At 72.0% G+C, this 18278-nt stretch carries 18 protein-coding genes; 15 read left to right on the top strand and 3 right to left on the bottom strand.

Translation table 11 applies throughout. The annotated features are described in order from the left end of the window. Nucleotides 1–3: 3 nt before the first annotated feature. Nucleotides 4–1440 carry a gamma-aminobutyraldehyde dehydrogenase gene (locus BUS84_RS28025; protein WP_074317005.1) on the bottom strand — a complete coding sequence of 479 codons (1437 nt, stop codon included), beginning with the start codon at nucleotides 1438–1440 and terminating at the stop codon, nucleotides 4–6. A gap of 142 nt (nucleotides 1441–1582) precedes the next feature. Here BUS84_RS28025 and BUS84_RS28030 point away from each other — a divergent pair, with 142 nt between their 5' ends. Beyond that, complete coding sequence (locus BUS84_RS28030; protein WP_074317007.1) at nucleotides 1583–3022, top strand: aldehyde dehydrogenase family protein; 1440 nt, start codon at nucleotides 1583–1585, stop codon at nucleotides 3020–3022. Here BUS84_RS28030 and BUS84_RS28035 read toward each other — a convergent pair. Beyond that, nucleotides 3019–3597, bottom strand: a complete 579-nt coding sequence (locus tag BUS84_RS28035; RefSeq protein ID WP_342199018.1) for an SUKH-3 domain-containing protein — start codon at nucleotides 3595–3597, stop codon at nucleotides 3019–3021. The genes BUS84_RS28030 and BUS84_RS28035 overlap by 4 nt on opposite strands. A gap of 106 nt (nucleotides 3598–3703) precedes the next feature. On the opposite strand from BUS84_RS28035, the gene BUS84_RS28040 reads away from it, so the two are divergent. The 10 genes from BUS84_RS28040 to ahcY all read left to right on the top strand — a co-directional run bounded on the left by BUS84_RS28040 (nucleotide 3704) and on the right by ahcY (nucleotide 13523). After that, a complete protein-coding gene (locus tag BUS84_RS28040) occupies nucleotides 3704–4306 on the top strand; it encodes a DinB family protein (RefSeq protein ID WP_074317008.1) in 603 nt (200 codons plus the stop codon). Nucleotides 4307–4362: 56 nt separating this feature from the next. Next, nucleotides 4363–4665: a hypothetical protein gene (locus tag BUS84_RS39110; RefSeq protein WP_208869742.1), complete on the top strand. Its 303-nt coding sequence runs from the start codon at nucleotides 4363–4365 to the stop codon at nucleotides 4663–4665. 59 nt (nucleotides 4666–4724) lie between these two features. Next, on the top strand, nucleotides 4725–5384 hold the full coding sequence (nfi, locus tag BUS84_RS28050) for a deoxyribonuclease V (RefSeq protein WP_208869743.1): 660 nt from the start codon (nucleotides 4725–4727) through the stop codon (nucleotides 5382–5384). A 162-nt stretch (nucleotides 5385–5546) separates the two neighbouring features. Next, nucleotides 5547–6611, top strand: coding sequence for a hypothetical protein (locus BUS84_RS28055; protein WP_074319179.1), 1065 nt, complete (start codon nucleotides 5547–5549; stop codon nucleotides 6609–6611). Nucleotides 6612–6679: 68 nt separating this feature from the next. Continuing rightward, nucleotides 6680–8065: a phosphomannomutase/phosphoglucomutase gene (locus BUS84_RS28060; RefSeq protein WP_074317014.1), complete on the top strand. Its 1386-nt coding sequence runs from the start codon at nucleotides 6680–6682 to the stop codon at nucleotides 8063–8065. A 61-nt stretch (nucleotides 8066–8126) separates the two neighbouring features. Continuing rightward, entirely contained in the window at nucleotides 8127–8312 is a 186-nt protein-coding gene (locus tag BUS84_RS28065) for a Trm112 family protein (protein WP_074317016.1), read from the top strand. Next, nucleotides 8309–9505: an SIS domain-containing protein gene (locus BUS84_RS28070; protein ID WP_074317020.1), complete on the top strand. Its 1197-nt coding sequence runs from the start codon at nucleotides 8309–8311 to the stop codon at nucleotides 9503–9505. The genes BUS84_RS28065 and BUS84_RS28070 overlap by 4 nt, the downstream gene beginning before the upstream one ends. A gap of 67 nt (nucleotides 9506–9572) precedes the next feature. Then, a complete protein-coding gene (locus BUS84_RS28075) occupies nucleotides 9573–10580 on the top strand; it encodes a cation diffusion facilitator family transporter (protein ID WP_074317022.1) in 1008 nt (335 codons plus the stop codon). Between the two features lie 3 nt (nucleotides 10581–10583). Then, a complete protein-coding gene (manA, locus tag BUS84_RS28080) occupies nucleotides 10584–11747 on the top strand; it encodes a mannose-6-phosphate isomerase, class I (RefSeq protein WP_074317024.1) in 1164 nt (387 codons plus the stop codon). A 276-nt stretch (nucleotides 11748–12023) separates the two neighbouring features. Next, nucleotides 12024–13523 carry an adenosylhomocysteinase gene (gene ahcY / locus BUS84_RS28085; protein WP_074317026.1) on the top strand — a complete coding sequence of 500 codons (1500 nt, stop codon included), beginning with the start codon at nucleotides 12024–12026 and terminating at the stop codon, nucleotides 13521–13523. 110 nt (nucleotides 13524–13633) lie between these two features. On the opposite strand, the gene BUS84_RS38735 is transcribed toward ahcY, so the two are convergent. Next, the gene (locus tag BUS84_RS38735; RefSeq protein ID WP_167627083.1) at nucleotides 13634–13792 is read right to left on the bottom strand and encodes a hypothetical protein; all 159 of its coding nucleotides are present in this window, start codon (nucleotides 13790–13792) and stop codon (nucleotides 13634–13636) included. Nucleotides 13793–13949: 157 nt separating this feature from the next. On the opposite strand from BUS84_RS38735, the gene efeU reads away from it, so the two are divergent. From efeU to mtrA, 4 genes are all read left to right on the top strand, one after another. Then, on the top strand, nucleotides 13950–14906 hold the full coding sequence (gene efeU, locus BUS84_RS28090; RefSeq protein WP_167627084.1) for an iron uptake transporter permease EfeU: 957 nt from the start codon (nucleotides 13950–13952) through the stop codon (nucleotides 14904–14906). A 22-nt stretch (nucleotides 14907–14928) separates the two neighbouring features. Beyond that, complete coding sequence (gene efeO, locus BUS84_RS28095; protein ID WP_074317028.1) at nucleotides 14929–16062, top strand: iron uptake system protein EfeO; 1134 nt, start codon at nucleotides 14929–14931, stop codon at nucleotides 16060–16062. 25 nt (nucleotides 16063–16087) lie between these two features. Continuing rightward, the gene (gene efeB / locus BUS84_RS28100; RefSeq protein WP_074317029.1) at nucleotides 16088–17365 is read left to right on the top strand and encodes an iron uptake transporter deferrochelatase/peroxidase subunit; all 1278 of its coding nucleotides are present in this window, start codon (nucleotides 16088–16090) and stop codon (nucleotides 17363–17365) included. Between the two features lie 221 nt (nucleotides 17366–17586). Continuing rightward, nucleotides 17587–18276, top strand: coding sequence for an MtrAB system response regulator MtrA (gene mtrA / locus BUS84_RS28105; protein ID WP_074317032.1), 690 nt, complete (start codon nucleotides 17587–17589; stop codon nucleotides 18274–18276). The last annotated feature ends 2 nt before the right edge of the window (nucleotides 18277–18278 follow it).

The following is an 18278-nucleotide window of genomic DNA, read 5'->3' on the forward strand; positions in this document are numbered from 1 at the left end:
CGCTCAGCCTTCGATGTTGTGCATGACGTGCTTGATCCGGGTGTAGTCCTCCAGGCTGTAGACCGAGAGGTCCTTGCCGTGCCCGGAGTGCTTGAAGCCGCCGTGCGGCATCTCGGAGACGAACGGGATGTGCGTGTTCACCCAGACGCAGCCGAAGTCCAGCCGGCGGGTCATTCGCATGGCCCGGCCGTGGTCCTTCGTCCAGACCGACGCCGAGAGGCCGTAGTCGACGCCGTTGGCCCAGCGCACCGCCTCGTCCTCGTCGGAGAACCGCTGCACGGTGATGACCGGCCCGAACACCTCGTCCTGGATGATCTCGTCGGCCTGGCGCAGCCCGGAGACCACGGTCGGCGCGTAGAAGTAGCCGCGCTCGCCCTGGCGGGAGCCGCCGGTCTGGATCGCCGCGTGGTCCGGCAGGCGGTCGACGAAACCGGTGACCCGGGCGAGCTGGTTGGCGTTGTTCAGCGGGCCGTAGAGCACGTCGGCGTCGTCCGGTGCGCCGGTCTTCGTGCTGCGGGCCTGCTCGGCGAGCGCCGCCACGAAGTCGTCGTGGATGCCCGGCCCGGCCAGCACCCGGGTGGCGGCCGTGCAGTCCTGCCCGGCGTTGAAGTAGCCGCCCAGCGCGATGGCCTCGGCAGCCGCCGCCACGTCCGCGTCGTCGAAGAGCACCACCGGGGCCTTGCCGCCCAGCTCCAGGTGGGTCCGCTTCAGGTCGGGGGCCGCCGCGGCGGCGACCTCCATGCCCGCGCGGGTCGAGCCGGTGATCGACACCAGCTGCGGGGTCGGGTGCGAGACGAGGGTACGACCGGTGTCCCGGTCGCCGCAGACCACGTTGAAAACGCCCGGCGGAAAGAACTCCGCGGCGATCTCGGCGAGCAGCAGCGTCGACACCGGCGTGGTGTCCGACGGCTTGAGCACCACCGTGTTGCCGGCGGCGAGCGCCGGGGCGATCTTCCAGACCGCCATCATCAGCGGGTAGTTCCACGGGGTGACCTGCGCGCAGACGCCGATCGGCTCGCGTCGCACGTACGAGGTGTGCCCGGCCATGTACTCCCCGGCGGACCGCCCCTCCAGCAGTCGGGCTGCGCCGGCGAAGAAGCGGAACTGGTCCACCGCCGGCGGCAGCTCCTCCTCGGCGGTGAGCTGGCGCGGCTTGCCGGTGTTGCGGACCTCCGCGTCGACCAGCTCCGCCGCCCGGTCCTCCACGGCGTCGGCGAGCTTGAGCATCGCCCGCTGCCGCTCGGCCGGGGTGACCTCCCGCCAGCTGTCGAAGGCGGTCGCGGCAGCGGTCATCGCCGCGTCCACGTCCGCCGCGCCGGACACCGGGGCCTGGGCGAACACCTCACCGGTGCAGGGGTCGATCAGGTCGGCGTAGCCGCCGTCGGCCGGTTCGACGTAGGAGCCGTTGACGAAGTTGCGCAGCTGCTGCTGGTCACTCATGGCTGGTTCTCTCCGAGGGGGCCGGGGGTGCGGTCTGCGGCGGTTATCGCAATCTGTCTGCCATCTTGGCCACTGAATTCGCGGCAGACAAGGGTTGCGGCGACTGTTTCCGTCGGCTGCTCTCTCGTCTACGCTGCTCGGCGTGGAGCCCGCAGCCTTCTTCGTCGCCTCCCGCCCCGCCCACGGCGAGGGCGAGCTGACCGTCCACCACCCGTACGACGGTCGCCCGGTGGGGCGTACCACCCTCGCCACGCCCGATCAGGTCGAGGCCGCCGTCGCGGCGGCGTCCGGAGTGGCCGCGCAGGCTGCGGCCCTGCCCGCGCATGCCCGCGCGGCGGCCCTGGACCATGTCTCCCGGCGGCTCGCCGAACGCGCCGAGGAGGTCGCGGCGCTGATCACCGCCGAGAACGGCAAGCCGGTGAAGTGGGCCCGGGCCGAGGTCGGGCGGGCCGTGTCCACCTTCCGGTGGGCGGCAGAGGAGGCCCGGCGCTTCTCCGGGGAACTGCAACGCCTCGACACCGATCCGGCCGCCACCGGACGGATCGCGCTGGTGCGGCGAGTGTCGAAGGGGCCCGTGCTGGGCATCGCGCCGTTCAACTTCCCGCTCAACCTGGTCGCGCACAAGGTGGCACCGGCCATCGCGGTCGGCGCGCCGATCATCGTCAAGCCGGCCCCGGCGACGCCGCTGTCCGCGCTGCTGCTCGGCGAGCTGCTGGCCGAGACCGAGCTGCCGGCCGGCATGTTCTCGGTCCTGCCACTGCCGAACTCCCGCGCCGCCGAGCTGGTCACCGACCCCCGGCTGCCGGTCGTGTCGTTCACCGGGTCCGGGCCGGTCGGCGCGGCCATCCGTCGGCAGGCGCAGGAGAAGCACGTGACGCTGGAGCTGGGCGGCAACGCGGCCGCGGTGATCTGCGCGGACTGGACGGCCGACGAGGATCTGGCCTTCGCCGCGCAGCGGATCGCCACCTTCGCGAACTACCAGGCCGGCCAGTCGTGCATCGCCGTCCAACGGGTGTACGTGCACCACACCCTCTTCGCCGACTTCCTGCCCCGGCTGGTGGCGGCGGTGCGCGCGCTGCGCACCGGCGACCCGGCCTCCGAGCTGACGGACGTGGGCCCGATGGTGTCCGAGGACGCGGCCCGCCGGGTCGAGACGTGGGTCGCCGAGGCGGTGGCGGCCGGCGCCACCGTCGAGGTGGGCGGCGAGCGCGACGGCGCCACGTACCCCCCGACCGTCCTCACCGGCGTGCCGGCGGGCGCCAAGGTCGTCGCCGAGGAGGTGTTCGGCCCGGTGCTCGTGGTCGCCCCGGTCGCCGACGACCAGGCCGCGTTCACCGCGGTCAACGATTCGGCGTACGGGTTGCAGGCGGGCGTGTTCACCCGGCGCCTGGATGTGGCCTTCTCCGCCGCGCGGTCGCTGGAGGTGGGCGGGGTGATCGTCGGTGACGTGCCGTCGTACCGGGCGGACCAGATGCCGTACGGCGGGGTCAAGGGCAGCGGCGTCGGCCGGGAGGGGCTGCGCAGCGCCATGGACGATTACACCGAGCCGCGCGTCATGGTGCTGACCGGAATCGCGCTCTAGCCGACCTGCCAGGAGCCGTCGTCGTGGACCCGGGCGGGGGCGCGGCCTAGCAGCAGGGTGGTCAGCGCGGCGTCGATGGTGCCGTCGAGGAACCACTCGCCGGCCTGGTCCAGTGCGAAGACCCGGCCGCGCTCGTCCACCGCCAGGATGCTGTCCTGCTGCTCGGTGCCGATCGGGAAGAGCCGTACGCCGAGCACCGCCCCGAAGTCGCCGAGCGTGTCGGCGGTGTGCGCGATGGTGTGCGGACGGATGTCGAAGCGGGAGATGCACACCTGCTCGCCCGGGCCACGCCGCGCGCCGACCAGACTGGGGAACGCGGTCAGCGCCTTCACCGCGGCGGGAAAGACCGCGTGCTGATGGGCCCGCCCCGGCACTGCGGTGACGTCCCGCACCGCCGCCGCGGCCATGATCTGGTCCCCGATGTGCGGTCGCCAACCGGCCGCCACCAGCGCGTTGGCGACCTCCGACGGGAAGCGGCCCGGGTCGGGTCCGGCGCGGCCTCCGGATGCCAGGGCTCCGAGAAGGCCCGCTGCGAGATCGGCAACACGTTGGCGTGCACCAGGAAGTTGATGCACGAATCGCAGGGGCGTTCGGCCTCTTCAGGCGGGCGCTGGCGAGGACGACCGAATGCCACCGTGATCCCGGTTGCGGATTCAGCCAGGGATCGACGAGGGTTGCCGTATGGCTGACTCCCTCGCCGACCCCGGCGCCGGCGCGAAGACCTCTGACAGCGAGCCCACCAGGACCTTCGGCTGGTCGGACCTGTTCGTCCACCCGGACGACGACCCGCGCTCCCACCGCAACTTCGTCGATGAGCGGACCATTCTCATCGAGTACCTGCGCGACCAGCGGCTGACCTTTCAGCTCAAGTGCGACGGCCTGGACGCCGACCAGTTGGCTCGGCGGCCGGTTCCGCCCTCGACGATGTCGCTGCTCGGTCTGATCCGGCACTTGGCCGAGGTGGAGCGCGGCTGGTTCCGGCGAACTATGGCCGGCCAGGACACGCCCAAGCTCTACTGCTCCGACGACGATCCCGACGGGGACTTCGACGGTGCGGTGGCCGATCCGGAGGTGGTCGCGGAGGCGCGGCGTGCCTGGCGGACGGAGGTGGAGTTCGCCGAGCGGTTCGTCGAGGCGTCGGACCTCGGGGTGCAGGGGCGACAACGTAAGGGCAACACCATCGTGCTGCGTGAGCTGCTGGTTCACATGATCGAGGAGTACGCGCGGCACAACGGGCACGCCGACCTGTTTCGCGAGCGGATCGACGGCAGGGTCGGTCAGTGAGCCGCAGCGGAGTCCGGCTCGACGTGGGTGTCGCGGCGGGCGAATAACATCGAGGGATGGCAGCAGAACCCGGAACGGAGAAGAAGAGCCAGTCCAATGCCTGGGCCTGGCCGGTGGGCATTCTGCTCGGTCTGGCGATCGGCATTCCCTCGTTCGGTTCGACGGGCGGGGTTGCCTTCGGTGTCGCCATCGGTATCGCTTTCGCGCTCGCGTTCGGTGCGACGACGAAGAAGCCTGCCGAGGGCCACAGCGGTGGTGACCCGGATGGCGGCGCCAACGCCACCGGGAGCGGCCCGACTCGGGGCGGGCCGGAGGGCGACGCCACTGGGGACGATGCCGGCGGGTCGCGCCAAGGGTGACCGACTCCGGATCGGGGATATCGCGGCATCGAGGGCGGTGGGACAGCCCGATGTCGCCGATGTCGAGTGGATCATGGCAAGAAGCGGTGGCCGTGCAGGAGGAGTTGCGGCCGCTGGTCGACCTGGTCGGGCCGGGGCCGGCCGCGCCCGCCACGGTGGCTGGCCTGGACGTCGCGTACGAGAAGAGCGGCGAGCTCCTCGCGGCGGCTGTGACCGTGCTGGATGCCCGGACGCTGGCCGTGGTGGACTCCGCGGTCAGCGTGGGCCGGCCCGCGTTCGGCTACGTCCCGGGGCTGTTCGCCTTCCGTGAGCTGCCCGCGTTGCTGGCCGCGCTGGACCGGCTGACCACTCTCCCGGCCCTGCTGGTCTGCGACGGGCACGGGCTGGCCCATCCGCGCCGGTTCGGGCTCGCCTGTCATCTCGGGGTGGTCACCGGGCTGCCCGCGATCGGGGTCGGGAAGACGCCGCTGGTCGGCGAGTGGGCTCCGCCGCCCATCGAGCGGGGCGCGTGGTCACCACTGCGCGACGGGGGCGATGTCGTCGGCCGGGTGCTGCGGACCCGGGCCGGGGTGAAGCCCGTCTTCGTCAGCGTCGGGCACCGGATGAGCCTCGCGAACGCGACTGCGCAGGTGCTCGCGCTGACCCCGCGCTACCGGTTGCCGGAGACCACCCGTACCGCCGACCGGCTCTGCCGGGACGCCCTCGCCGGTGCGGTCTGACCAGCCGGAGACCGACGGCCGGAGGCACCCGCAGCGGGTCGGGGGTTGGGGTCGGAAAGCGTAACGCCGCACACATGCGGGCCGCTCTATGACCGGTGGTGGGGGCGGCCCGGTAGTAGCCTGACCCGCGGACCCCACCCGGGGAGGAACGGTGAGGTGATCATGACGGTACGTCGGCGCGCGGCGCGTCTCGCGACGGTCTGCGGTCTGGTGGGCGCCCTGGTGATGCTCGGTGCGTCGCCCGCGTTGGCCGACGACGATTCCGTCCGGGTGGATGCGGCCGGCAGCTTCGCCGCCGGCGGCTCCCCGCAGGGGGTGAACGTCGCCGTGCGCAAGCGCTCCGACGGGTGCGTCCTGCTGCGTACCGCCCTGAATCTGCGCCTCTCGGGTCTCCAGCCGGATCAGGTGACGGTGCATGTCAACGCGGGCGGTCGCTGGTTCCCGGTGCCCGTCTCCGGCGGTGGCGGCAGCGCGGTGACCGCGCAGACGTCGCCGGCGAAGCCGACCCTGTGCAAGGGCAAGGGCATCACCGTGCGGTACCGGGTGGCGTTCGCCGCCGGCGCGCCGGCTGGGCGGCTCGCGGTGACCGGCGTGGCGCTCAGCGCGACCGGCCATGAGTTGGGTCGGGGTTCCGACTCGTCGAAGCTGACCAGCCGGGCCTCCGCGTCGCCCACCCCGACGCCGTCGAAGAAGCCGTCGCCCACCCCGAGCGTGACCACCGAGGCCGCCCCGGCCGGCGACGCGGTGAACGAGGCCGCGCTGGGTGGCGCGCCCGACACCAAGGCGACCGCGGCCGAATCGTCCGGCGGCTCACCGGTGATGTTCTTCGGCATCGCGATGGTGGCGGTCGGGCTGCTGCTCATCGTGCTGCTGTTCCGCCGCTCGCGTCAGGACCGGAAGCCGGCCGACGAGCTGTCCGGGCCGCTACCGGGCAACCCCGGGGGCACCACCTACCGATCCGGGGGTGGGTCGCCGGCCGTGCCCGGTGCCCCCGGCCCGGTGTACGGGCAGCAGCAGGCGTCCGGCGGCTACGGCGCGGTGCCGACTCCCCGGCCCGCAACCGGCGGGGTCTACGGCGCCCGGCCGGCCGTGCCCCCGTCGCCGCCCGACGCGACGCAGGCCATGCCGGGTACTCCGGGTGCTCCAGGTGGCCGGCCGGGGCCCGACGACCCGCCCGCCGCTGCTGGCGGCGACCACACCGTCTTCATGCCTCGGCTGCCTGGCTGAGCGGGGCCGGACCCTGACCCTCCGATACGCTCAGGTCCGGTGAAACCTGCGGCCAAGGAGCGGAACCTGTGTCTGATCTGTCCCAGATCGTGAAGGCGTACGACGTCCGAGGGACGGTGCCGGACCAGTGGGACGAACGGGTCGCCGAAGCGCTCGGAGCCGCATTCACCCAGCTGCTTAACAGCACCGACGAGCCGGGCGACGCGGTCGTCATCGGGTACGACATGCGCGCCACCTCGCCGGGGCTGGCCGCGGCCTTCGCCGCGGGCGTTCGTGCCGAGGGACGCTCGGTGATCGAGATCGGGCTGGCCTCCACCGACCTGCTCTACTTCGCGTCCGGCTCCCTCGATCTGCCCGGTGCGATGTTCACCGCCAGCCACAACCCGGCGCAGTACAACGGCATCAAGATGTGCCGCTCGGGTGCCCGGCCGATCGGCCAGGCCAGCGGGCTGGCGGAGATCCGTGACCGGGCCCAGGCTCTGCTGGACTCGGGCGATGCCCGCCCGGCCGGCGACCCGGTCCGGCCGGCCGAGCGGCGGGACCTGCTGGCCGACTACGCCGCCTACCTGCGCAAGCTGGTCGATCTCTCCGGCATCCGGCCACTGAAGGTGGTGGTCGACGCCGGCAACGGGATGGGCGGCTTCACCGTGCCCACCGTGCTGGGCGACGCCGCCCTGTCGGCCCTGCCGCTGGAGATCGTGCCGCTCTATTTCGAGCTGGACGGCACCTTCCCGAACCACGAGGCCAACCCACTGGACCCGGCGAACCTGGTCGACCTCCAGCGCGCCGTCGTCGAGCACGGTGCCGAGATCGGGCTGGCCTTCGACGGCGACGCCGACCGCTGCTTCGTGATTGACGAGCGCGGTGAGCCGGTCTCGCCGTCGGCGATCACCGCCCTGGTCGCCGCACGTGAGCTGGCCAAGCACCCGGGTTCCACCGTCATCCACGGGCTGATCACGTCCAGGGCGGTGCCGGAGATCATCCGGGAGCACGGTGGGGAGCCGGTGGTCGCCCGGGTTGGACACTCCTTCATCAAGGCGGAGATGGCCCGCACCAACGCCGTCTTCGGCGGCGAGCACTCCGCGCACTACTACTTCCGGGACTTCTGGTTCGCCGACACCGGGATGCTCGCCGCGATGCACACGTTGGCCGCGCTCGGCGAGCAGTCGCTGCCGCTGTCCATGCTGGCCGGCGAGTACGAGCGCTACATCGCGTCCGGTGAAATCAACTCGACGGTCCTCGACCAGGCGGCGGCAATGGCCGAGGTGCGGGCCGCGTACCCCGATGCGGCGGTCGACGAGATGGACGGGCTCACCCTGCGTTTCTCCGACGGCGCCTGGTTCAACCTGCGAGCCTCCAACACGGAGCCGCTGCTGCGGCTCAACGTCGAGGCGCCCACCCGGGAGCGGATGGTCTCGCTCCGTGACGAGGTGCTGGGCCGGGTTCGCCGATAAGATCGCCTGCGCCGGTCGGCACCGCCGCCGGTGAAGCCGCACACGTGGAAGGAGCCGTGCCATGGCCCTGGATCCGCAGTTGCTCGAGATTCTCGCCTGTCCGGACACGCACCACGCCCCGCTCACCTACGACGCCGAGGCGCAGACGCTGACCTGTACGGAGTGCGGCCGGATCTTCGAGGTCCGCGACGACGTGCCGGTGCTGCTGCTCGATGAGGCGCGCAGCGGCCCCGGACAGCCGTCATGATCGACGGTACGGCCGGGGTCAGCGGACGTCGTGACGCCGACGAGGCCCTGCTCGACAACCCGGAGGCGCTGGCCGAGCACGACCCGGGCGGCATGCTCCGGCACACCGCCTCGGCCGGGGCGCAGGTCCGCGAGTCGGCCGCGCTGGCCGCCGAGGCGAACCTGGCGGTGCTCGCCGACGACGGGCGCCCCCGGGCCGTGGTGATCGCCGGCATCGGCACCGCCGGGCGTACCGGGGACGTGCTGGCCACGGTCGCCGGGCCGCGCTGCCCGGTGCCGGTCATCGCGCACCGCAGCGCCGGCGTACCCGGTTGGGTTGGCGCCGCCGACGTGGTCATCGCGGTGAGCGCGTCCGGTCGTAGCCCGGAGGCGCTCGGCGCCGCCGAGGCGGCGCACCGGCGTGGCGCCCGGCTGGTCGCGGTGGGTGCACCCGACTCGCAGTTGCAGTCGGTCGCCGAGCGGGCCCGGGCGCCGTTCATCCCGGTGCCCCGGCGCGCCCCGGCCCGGGCCAGCCTCTGGGCGCTCACCGTGCCGGTTCTGCTCGCCGCCCGTTCCCTCGGGCTGGTGAAGGTCAACGAGGCGGACCTGGCGGAAACGGCGGCCCGGCTCGACGCGGACGCCGACCGCTGCCGCTCCAGCGCGGAGTCCTTCGTCAACCCGGCGAAGTCACTGGCCCTGGGCCTGGCCGGCTCGGTCCCGATCGTCTGGGGCTCGTCCCCGCTGGCCACCGTGGCGGCCCGCCGGTTCGGCGACACCCTGTCGGCGAACGCCCGCTACCCGGTGGTCACCGGGGCGCTCGGCGAGGCCGGCCGCGGCCGGGTCGGGTTGCTGGATGGCGTCTTCGGTGGCCTGGCCGAGGGGGAGCGCGACATCTTCGCCGAGCCGGCGGAGGACGACGGCGAGGGCACCCGGCTGCGGCTGGTGCTGCTGCGCGACGGCGGGCTCAACGCCGAGGACGACACGGACGAGCCGCTGGCGGTCGAGGAGCGCCGCGCGGACGCGGTGCAGACCCTCGCCGAGCGCCGCGGTGTGCGATGCGACGTGGTGACCGCCGAGGGTGGGTCCGCGCTGGAACGGCTGGCCTCGCTGATCGCCGTACCGGACTTCGCCTCGATCTACCTCGCCCTGGCCCACGGGTTGGACCCGATGGCGGTACCGGCCATCACCGAGATGAAGGAGCTGTCGAACCAGTGAACGGACGTAGGGGGCGGCGCGGCACGCGCGCACCGGCCAGCGCAGTGCGGCAGGGCGGAGCGGTGGCGTGAGCGCGAACGGTGGGACGAAGGCGATCGTCGCCGCCCTGCTGGCCAACATCGGCATCGCCGTCACCAAGTTCATCGCGTTCCTGCTCTCCGGTTCGTCGTCGATGCTGGCCGAGTCGATCCACTCGGTCGCCGACTCCGGCAACCAGGGCCTGCTGCTGCTCGGCGGCAAGCGCGCCAGGCGGGAGGCGACCCCGCAGCACCCGTTCGGGTACGGCCGGGAGCGCTACATCTACGCGTTCATCGTGTCGATCGTGCTGTTCAGCGTCGGTGGCCTGTTCGCCCTGTACGAGGCGTACCACAAGTGGGACCACGAGGAGGGCATCAAGTCCTGGCACTGGCTGCCGGTGGTCGTGCTGGTGGCGGCGATCATCATGGAGTCGTTCTCCTTCCGGACCGCCATCAAGGAGTCCAACCACATCCGCGGTAATCAGTCCTGGGTGCGCTTCATCCGCCGGGCCAAGGCGCCGGAGCTGCCGGTGGTCCTGCTGGAGGACTTCGGCGCACTGGTCGGTCTGGTCTTCGCGCTGTTCGGCGTGGGCATGACGCTGATCACCGGCAACGGCCGGTGGGACGCCGCCGGCACCGCCATGATCGGCATCCTGCTGGTGACCATCGCCATCGTGCTGGCCATCGAGACCAAGAGCCTGCTGCTCGGTGAGGGCGCAGAGCAGCACGACCTGGACGCCATCGAACGGGCGATCACCGACGGCCCCGAAGTGGAGCGGATCATCCACATGAAGACGCTCTACCTGGGGCCGGAGGAGCTGATGGTGGCCGCGAAGATCGCGGTGCGGGCCTGCGAGAGCGCTCAGGACCTGGCCCGGGGCATCAACGCCGCGGAGGCGCGGATCCGCGCCGCGGTGCCGATCGCCCGGGTGATCTACCTGGAGCCGGACATCTACAGCGCCACCGCCGCCGAGGCCGGCACCGGTGCCGCCGCCGACACCGCCGTACCGCAGCCCCAGGACGCGTCGGGCGAGGCGGCCGGGCGGCCCGGGGGCTGACGGGTGGAGCTGCTGTACGGCCCGATCCGGGACTACGCCTGGGGGTCCCGCTCCGCGATCGCCCTGCTGCAGGGGCGGCCGGTGCCCAGTGCCGGCCCGGAGGCGGAGCTATGGCTGGGCGCCCACCCGAGCGCCCCGGCCAGCGTGGATCGTGCCGGTCTCCGGGTCAGCCTCTGCGACCTGGTACGCGACGAGCCGGGGCAGTGGCTCGGCCAGCGGGTGTCCGAGCGCTTCGGCACCCGGCTGCCGTTCCTGCTCAAGGTGCTCGCCGCCGACGCTCCGCTGAGCCTGCAGGCCCACCCGGACGCCGAACAGGCCCGGGTGGGCTACGCGGCGGACGCGGGGCGCCCGCCGGGGGAGCGCAACTACTCCGACCCGTACCACAAGCCGGAGCTGCTGGTGGCGCTCACGCCGTTCGAGGCGCTGTGCGGGTTCCGGGACCCGACGGTCTCGGCCGAGGCGCTCGCCGCGTTCGGCGTACCGGCGTTGGCGCCGGTGGTCGCCGCGTTGCGGACGGGGCCGGTGGGGCTGCGCACGGCGGTGCAGGCGCTGCTCGCCTGGCCGGTCGCGGAGCGCGACGAGTTGCTGGGCTCAGTGCTGGCGGCGTCGGGCGACGGCCCGGACGCGGAGCTGGCCCGCCGGCTGGCCGTGGCCTACCCGGGGGACCCGGGCGTGCTGGTCGCGCTGCTCCTGCACCATGTGGGCCTGGCGCCGGGGGAGGCGATCTGGATGCCCGCCGGCAACCTGCACGCCTACCTGAACGGCTGCGGAGTGGAGATCATGGCGGCCAGCGACAACGTGCTGCGCGGCGGGCTGACCCCGAAGCGGGTCGACGCCGATGAGCTGCTGCGGGTGTTGCGCTTCGAGGTGCTCGAGGATCCGGTACGGGCCGCCGAGCCGGTCGGGCCGGGGGTGGACTGCTGGCCGGTGCCGGTGGACGACTTCGCGCTGCACCGGGTGCGGGTCGGGACGGCGGTGCCCTCGGTCACGCTGCCGCTGCCCGGTCCCCGGGTGGTGCTCTGCGGCGCCGGCTCGGTCACGGTGGACGACGGGGCCGGCGCGTTGACGCTCGCGTCCGGCCAGGCCGCGATCGGCACCGCGGCGGGCGAGCCGTTGCGGGTCAGCGGTGACGGTGAGGCGTACGTGGCCACCGCGGGGCTGCGCTGACGCGCTCGGCGCCACGCCGCAAGTCCGACTTTCCCGGAATAGCTTGACGCTGCTCTGGCTGAGTGTGACTCTATGAGTACGCAGCGTTATCGCGACGACGGTCCGACAACGTGCGGGGAACCAAACCGGGGGGATGCACGGGGCGGCGGGAGTGGACGGTGTTTTCTGTCCATCACCGACCGCCCCGTGCGCTGTCCGCCGACCGTCCCCCGGGCGCCCGTCGCCGGCGCGCGTAAGGTGGAGGGTCGGCGCAGACATCGTTCGACAGGAGCTTTCATGACCAGCACCCTCCCGGCGTCCGCCAGCGGTACGCCGTCCGAGGCCCGGCCGAGCACGCTCGCCGAAGGCGACTTCAAGGTGGCGGATCTGTCGCTCGCCGAGTTCGGGCGCAAGGAAATCCAGCTCGCCGAGCACGAGATGCCCGGCCTGATGTCGATCCGCCGGGAGTTCGCCGAGGCGCAGCCGCTCGCCGGTGCGCGGATCACCGGCTCGCTGCACATGACCATCCAGACCGCGGTCCTGATCGAGACGCTGGTCGCCCTCGGCGCGCAGGTGCGCTGGGCGTCCTGCAACATCTTCTCCACCCAGGACCACGCCGCCGCCGCGATCGTCGTCGGCCCGAACGGCACCCCCGACGCCCCCGCCGGCGTCCCGGTCTACGCCTGGAAGGGCGAGACCCTGCCGGAGTACTGGTGGTGCACCGAGCAGGTGCTCGCCTGGCCGGACGGGCAGGGCCCGAACATGATCCTCGACGACGGCGGCGACGCCACCCTGCTGGTGCACAAGGGCGCCGAGTTCGAGAAGGCCGGGGCCGTGCCGCCGGTCGAGTCCGCGGACTCGGAGGAGTACGCGGTCATCCTCGAGCTGCTGCACCGCTCGATCGCCGAGGACGGCCAGCGCTGGACCCGGATCGCCTCCGGCATCAAGGGCGTCACCGAGGAGACCACCACCGGCGTGCACCGGCTCTACGAGATGCACCGCGCCGGCACGCTGCTCTTCCCGGCGATCAACGTCAACGACTCGGTGACCAAGAGCAAGTTCGACAACAAGTACGGCTGCCGGCACTCGCTGATCGACGGCATCAACCGGGCCACCGACGTGCTGATCGGCGGCAAGATGGCCGTCGTGATGGGCTACGGCGACGTGGGCAAGGGCTGCGCCGAGTCGCTGCGCGGCCAGGGCGCCCGGGTCGTGGTGACCGAGGTCGACCCGATCTGCGCGCTCCAAGCGGCGATGGACGGCTACCAGGTGGCCACCCTGGACGACGTGGTCGAGCAGGCGGACATCTTCATCACCGCCACCGGCTGCTTCAACGTCATCACCAACGAGCACATGGCGCGAATGAAGCACCAGGCCATCGTCGGCAACATCGGCCACTTCGACAACGAGATCGACATGGCCGGCCTGGCCAAGCGCTCCGACGTCGAGCGGGTCAACATCAAGCCGCAGGTCGACCTGTGGCGCTTCGCCGACGGGCACGCCATCATCGTGCTCTCCGAGGGCCGCCTGCTGAACTTGGGCAACGCCACCGGGCACCCGAGCTTCGTGATGTCGAACTCGTTTTCCAACCAGACGATCGCTCAGATCGAGCTGTTCACCAAGACCGAGGAGTACCCGATCGGCGTCTACGTGCTGCCCAAGCACCTGGACGAGAAGGTGGCCCGGCTGCACCTGGGCGCGCTCGGCGCCAAGCTGAGCACGCTGACCAAGGAGCAGGCTTCCTACCTGGGCATCTCCACCGAGGGTCCGTTCAAGCCGGACCACTACCGCTACTGATCGACGCTTCCGTACCGGGTCGGCTGTTCGCAGCCGGCCCGGTTCGTCGTCTCCGTGCCCAGCGGGGTTCGTCGTTCCGGCGCGGGGGGCGGTTCGGCCCGGCGGGTGGGTCAGCCCGAACGGGGGCCGCGGCGGGCGGGGCGGAACCAGGTCCAGATGCACCAGGCCAACCAGCCGAGCGACACGACGGTGGCCAGTGGCCGCAAACGCAGCGCGCTGAGCAGCAGCACCACGGCCAGCACCGTCAGCCACGGCAGGAATCCCTTCACAGCGGCGATCCTTTCACAGCGGGACCGCGGGCGGCTGATCGTCGACCGGCGGACGGCCGGTGAGCATTCCATGAACGACTTGACGAGGCCTCTGAACTGGAGGAAGGTATGGCTGCCCTAAGTTAGCTGAGGCAGGCCTAATGATCTCGGAGCTCGGATGTTCGCCACGTACCTGATCGGTCTGCGGGAGGGCCTGGAAGCGACCCTGGTGGTCAGCATCCTGGTCGCCTTCCTGGTGAAGTCGCAGCGCCGGGACCGGTTGCCCCAGGTCTGGGCGGGCGTCGCACTGGCCGTGGCCCTCTCGGTGCTCTTCGGCTGGCTGATCGAGTACACCTCGACGTCGCTGCTGGCCCGTTCCGAGGACCGCGAGCTGTTCGAGGCGATCACCTCCGTCGCCGCCGTGGTCTTCGTCACCTGGATGATCTTCTGGATGCGCCGGGCTGCCCGCACCATCGCCGGCGAGCTGCGCGGCAAGCTCACCGAGGCGCTGGCCGTCGGGTCCCTCGCGGTCGCCGGGATGGCCTTCCTGGCGGTGATCCGGGAGGGCCTGGAGACCGCGCTGATCTTCTACTCCGCCGCCCAGGGCGCGGCCGGCGACAGCGGACCGCTGCTCGCGCTGATCGGCGGCATCGCCACCGCCGTGGCGCTCGGGGTGCTGCTCTACGCCAGCGCCCTGCGAATCAACCTCAGCAAGTTCTTCACCTGGACCGGCGCGCTGCTGATCCTGGTCGCCGCCGGCATCCTCAAGTACGGCGTGCACGACTTCCAGGAGGCCGGTGTCCTTCCCGGCCTGAACGACCTGGCCTTCGACATCACCACCGCGCTCGACCCCAGCACCTGGTACGCCGCGCTGCTCGCCGGGATGTTCAACGTGACCCCCGCGCCCACCGTGCTGGAGACGATCGCCTGGGTCGCGTACGCCGTGCCCGTCCTCCTGCTCTTCCTGCGCCCGACCCGCCGTACGCCGGCACCCGTCGCGGCGCCGGCCGGCCCCGGAGCCGGGACGGCTCCGACGACCGGCGCGAGCGACACCGCGACCACCACCACCGCCACCGAGCGCGGGGCCGACACCGGCACCGGGGCCGAGGCGGCGTCCACGCCGCAGCGTGCCTGACCCACGAGGAGAGACAGCTCAGATGCGTACCACCCGATTCTTCGCGCTGGCCGCTGCCGGCGTGCTGGCGACGACCGGTGTCGCCGCCTGCTCCGACTCCGAGAAGGGTGACGCGGCCGGGGCCGGCGGCCCGATCGTGGTCAAGGCCACCGACACCGCCTGTGAGGTCGGCACGACCGACCTCGGTGCCGGGACCGCCACCTTCAAGATCACCAACTCCGGCGCGAAGGTGACCGAGTTCTACGTGTACGCCTCCGGCGACCGAGTGATGGGCGAGGTGGAGAACATCGCCCCCGGGCTGAGCCGTGAGCTGCACGTGGAGCTGCCGGCCGGCACGTACGAGACGGCCTGCAAGCCGGGGATGAGCGGCAAGGGCATCCGCGGCGCGCTTAAGGTCAGCGGATCGGCCGAGCCGCTGACCGCCGACGCCGCGCTGGCCGGCGCGACCGACAACTACCAGCGCTACGTCAAGAGCCAGACCGGCGCGCTGCTGGAGAAGACCGAGGAGTTCGTCGCCGCGGTCAAGGCCGGCGACGTGGCGAAGGCCAAGGCGCTCTTCCCGGTCGCCCGCACCTACTGGGAGCGGATCGAGCCGGTGGCCGAGATCTTCGGCGACCTCGACCCCAAGATCGACGGCCGCGAGGAGGTCATCGAGGAGGGGATGGAGTTCACCGGCTTCCACCGGATCGAGAAGGACCTCTGGCAGTCCGGCGACATCAGCAAGGACGGCCCGATCGCCGACCGGCTGCTGGTCGACGTCAAGGAGATCGTGGCCAAGGCCAACGCGGAGAAGCTCTCCCCGCTCCAGCTCGCCAACGGTGCCAAGGAACTGCTCGACGAGGTTGCCAGCGGCAAGATCACCGGCGAGGAGGACCGCTACTCGCACACCGACCTGTGGGACTTCTCCGCCAACCTGGAGGGTTCCAAGGCCGCCGTGTCCGCCCTCCGCCCGGCGCTGGAGCAGCGCTCGCCGGAGCTGGTCAAGCAGCTGGACACCGAGTTCACCAACGTCGAGGCGCTGCTCGGCAAGCACCGCGAGGGCGACGGGTGGAAGCTGCACACCGCGTTGAGCAAGGCCGAGCTCAAGGAGCTCTCCGACGGCATCAACGCCCTCGCCGAGCCGATCAGCAAGGTCGCCGCAGTCGTCGCCCGGTGACCGGAGGACAGGGAGGGTCGAGTCGATGAGCGGGAGCAGGTTGACCCGGCGGCGAGCGATCACGCTCGCCGGTGCCGGGGTGGCCGGAGTCGCCGGGGTGGCGGCCGGCGCGGGCGCGCTGATGAGCGGCTCCCGTGACCCGGCCGCGGCCAGCGACCACCCGGCGGGGGCGGTGCCGTTCCACGGCGAGCACCAGGCCGGCATCGTCACCCCGGCCCAGGACCGGCTGCACTTCGTCGCCTTCGACGTGATCACCAAGGATCGCGCCCGGCTGGTCGAGCTGCTCCAGGAGTGGACGGCCGCCGCCGCGCGGATGACCGCCGGGCGGGACGCCGGGGTGCTCGGTGCGGTGGGTGGGATGCCGGAGGCCCCGCCGGACGACACCGGCGAGGCGCTCGGCCTTCCCCCCTCGCAGCTGACCCTGACCATCGGCTTCGGGCCGACGCTGTTCCGCGACGCCGACGGCCGGGACCGGTTCGGCATCGCCGACCGGCGCCCGGCCGCGCTGGCCGAGCTGCCGAAGTTCCCCGGCGACGCGTTGCAGCCGCAGCTCTCCGGCGGCGACCTCTGCGTGCAGGCGTGCGCCAACGATCCCCAGGTGGCGGTGCACGCGATCCGCAACCTGGCCCGGCTCGGCATGGGCGTGGTGAGCGTCCGCTGGTCGCAGCTCGGCTTCGGCCGTACCTCGTCGACCTCCCGCGAGCAGGCCACGGCACGCAACCTGTTCGGGTTCAAGGACGGCACGGCCAACCTCAAGGCCGAGGCGACCGACCTGCTGCGCGACCAGCTGTGGGTGCAGCCGGGCGACGGGCCGGACTGGATGACCGGCGGCTCGTACCTGGTCACCCGCAAGATCCGGATGCTGGTGGAGACGTGGGACCGGACCTCGCTGGCCGAGCAGGAGGAGATCGTCGGTCGGACGAAGGGCAGCGGCGCCCCGCTGGGCCGTACCGACGAGTTCGACGAGCCGGATTTCGCCGCGCGCGGTGACGACGGGAAGCCGTTGATCGCCGAGCACGCCCACGTCACGCTGGCCCACCCGAGCCGGAACAACGGCGCGCACCTGCTGCGGCGCGGCTACAACTTCGTCGACGGCTCGGACGGCCTCGGCCGGCTCGACGCGGGTCTGTTCTTCATCGCCTACCAGCGGGATCCGCGCCGGCAGTTCGTGCCGATCCAGACCCAGCTGGCCCGGCACGACGTGATGAACGAATACCTCCGACACGTCTCCAGCGGCCTGTTCGCCTGCCCGCCGGGCGTGCGTGACGGCGGGGATCACTGGGGGCGGGCCCTCTTCGGCTGACCGCCGTCCGAATCGGGACAGCGCGACCGGCCGAAGCGGCGGTGGCGCCGGACGGCACCGAAGGGGGATCATGGGTGGTCCGGGTCGGGATCCATCCGTGCCGGGCCCCGCACCACGTGGCGCCGCCGCCACGGGTCGCGGTGACAAGCTTGCCGGCGGCGCTGGCCGTTACCGGGTGACGCCGGTCCCACCGAACTGAACGGGGATGCAATATTAATCCCATGAGAGCCCGGGTACTGGTGGTCGACGACGACCCCGCGCTCGCCGAGATGCTCGGCATCGTGCTGCGTAGCGAGGGCTTCCTGCCCTCGTTCGTGGCCGACGGCGAGCGGGCGTTGGCGGCGTTCCGCGACAGTCGTCCCGATATCGTCCTGCTCGACCTGATGCTGCCCGGTATGAGCGGCATCGATGTAGCTCGGTTGATCCGAGCCGAGTCCGGCGTGCCGATCGTCATGCTGACCGCCAAGAGCGACACCGTCGACGTGGTGCTCGGCCTCGAGTCCGGCGCCGACGACTACGTGGTCAAGCCGTTCAAGCCCAAGGAGCTGGTCGCCCGGATGCGGGCCCGGCTGCGCCGGGGCGAGGACGTGGCACCGGAGATGCTGACCATCGGGCCGCCCGGCAACCAGATCACCATCGACGTGCCCGCGCACACGGTCAGCCGCAACGGCGAGGAGGTGAAGCTGACTCCGCTGGAGTTCGACCTGCTGGTCGCCCTCGCTCGCAAGCCGCGTCAGGTCTTCACCCGCGAGGTGCTGCTCGAGCAGGTCTGGGGCTACCGGCACGCAGCCGACACCCGGCTGGTCAACGTGCACGTGCAGCGGCTGCGCGCCAAGATCGAGCCGGACCCGGAGCGGCCGGAAATCATCCTCACCGTGCGGGGCGTGGGCTATAAGGCGGGGACCGGATAACC

The organism is Micromonospora cremea (genome assembly GCF_900143515.1).
GTDB classification, from domain to species: domain Bacteria; phylum Actinomycetota; class Actinomycetes; order Mycobacteriales; family Micromonosporaceae; genus Micromonospora; species Micromonospora cremea.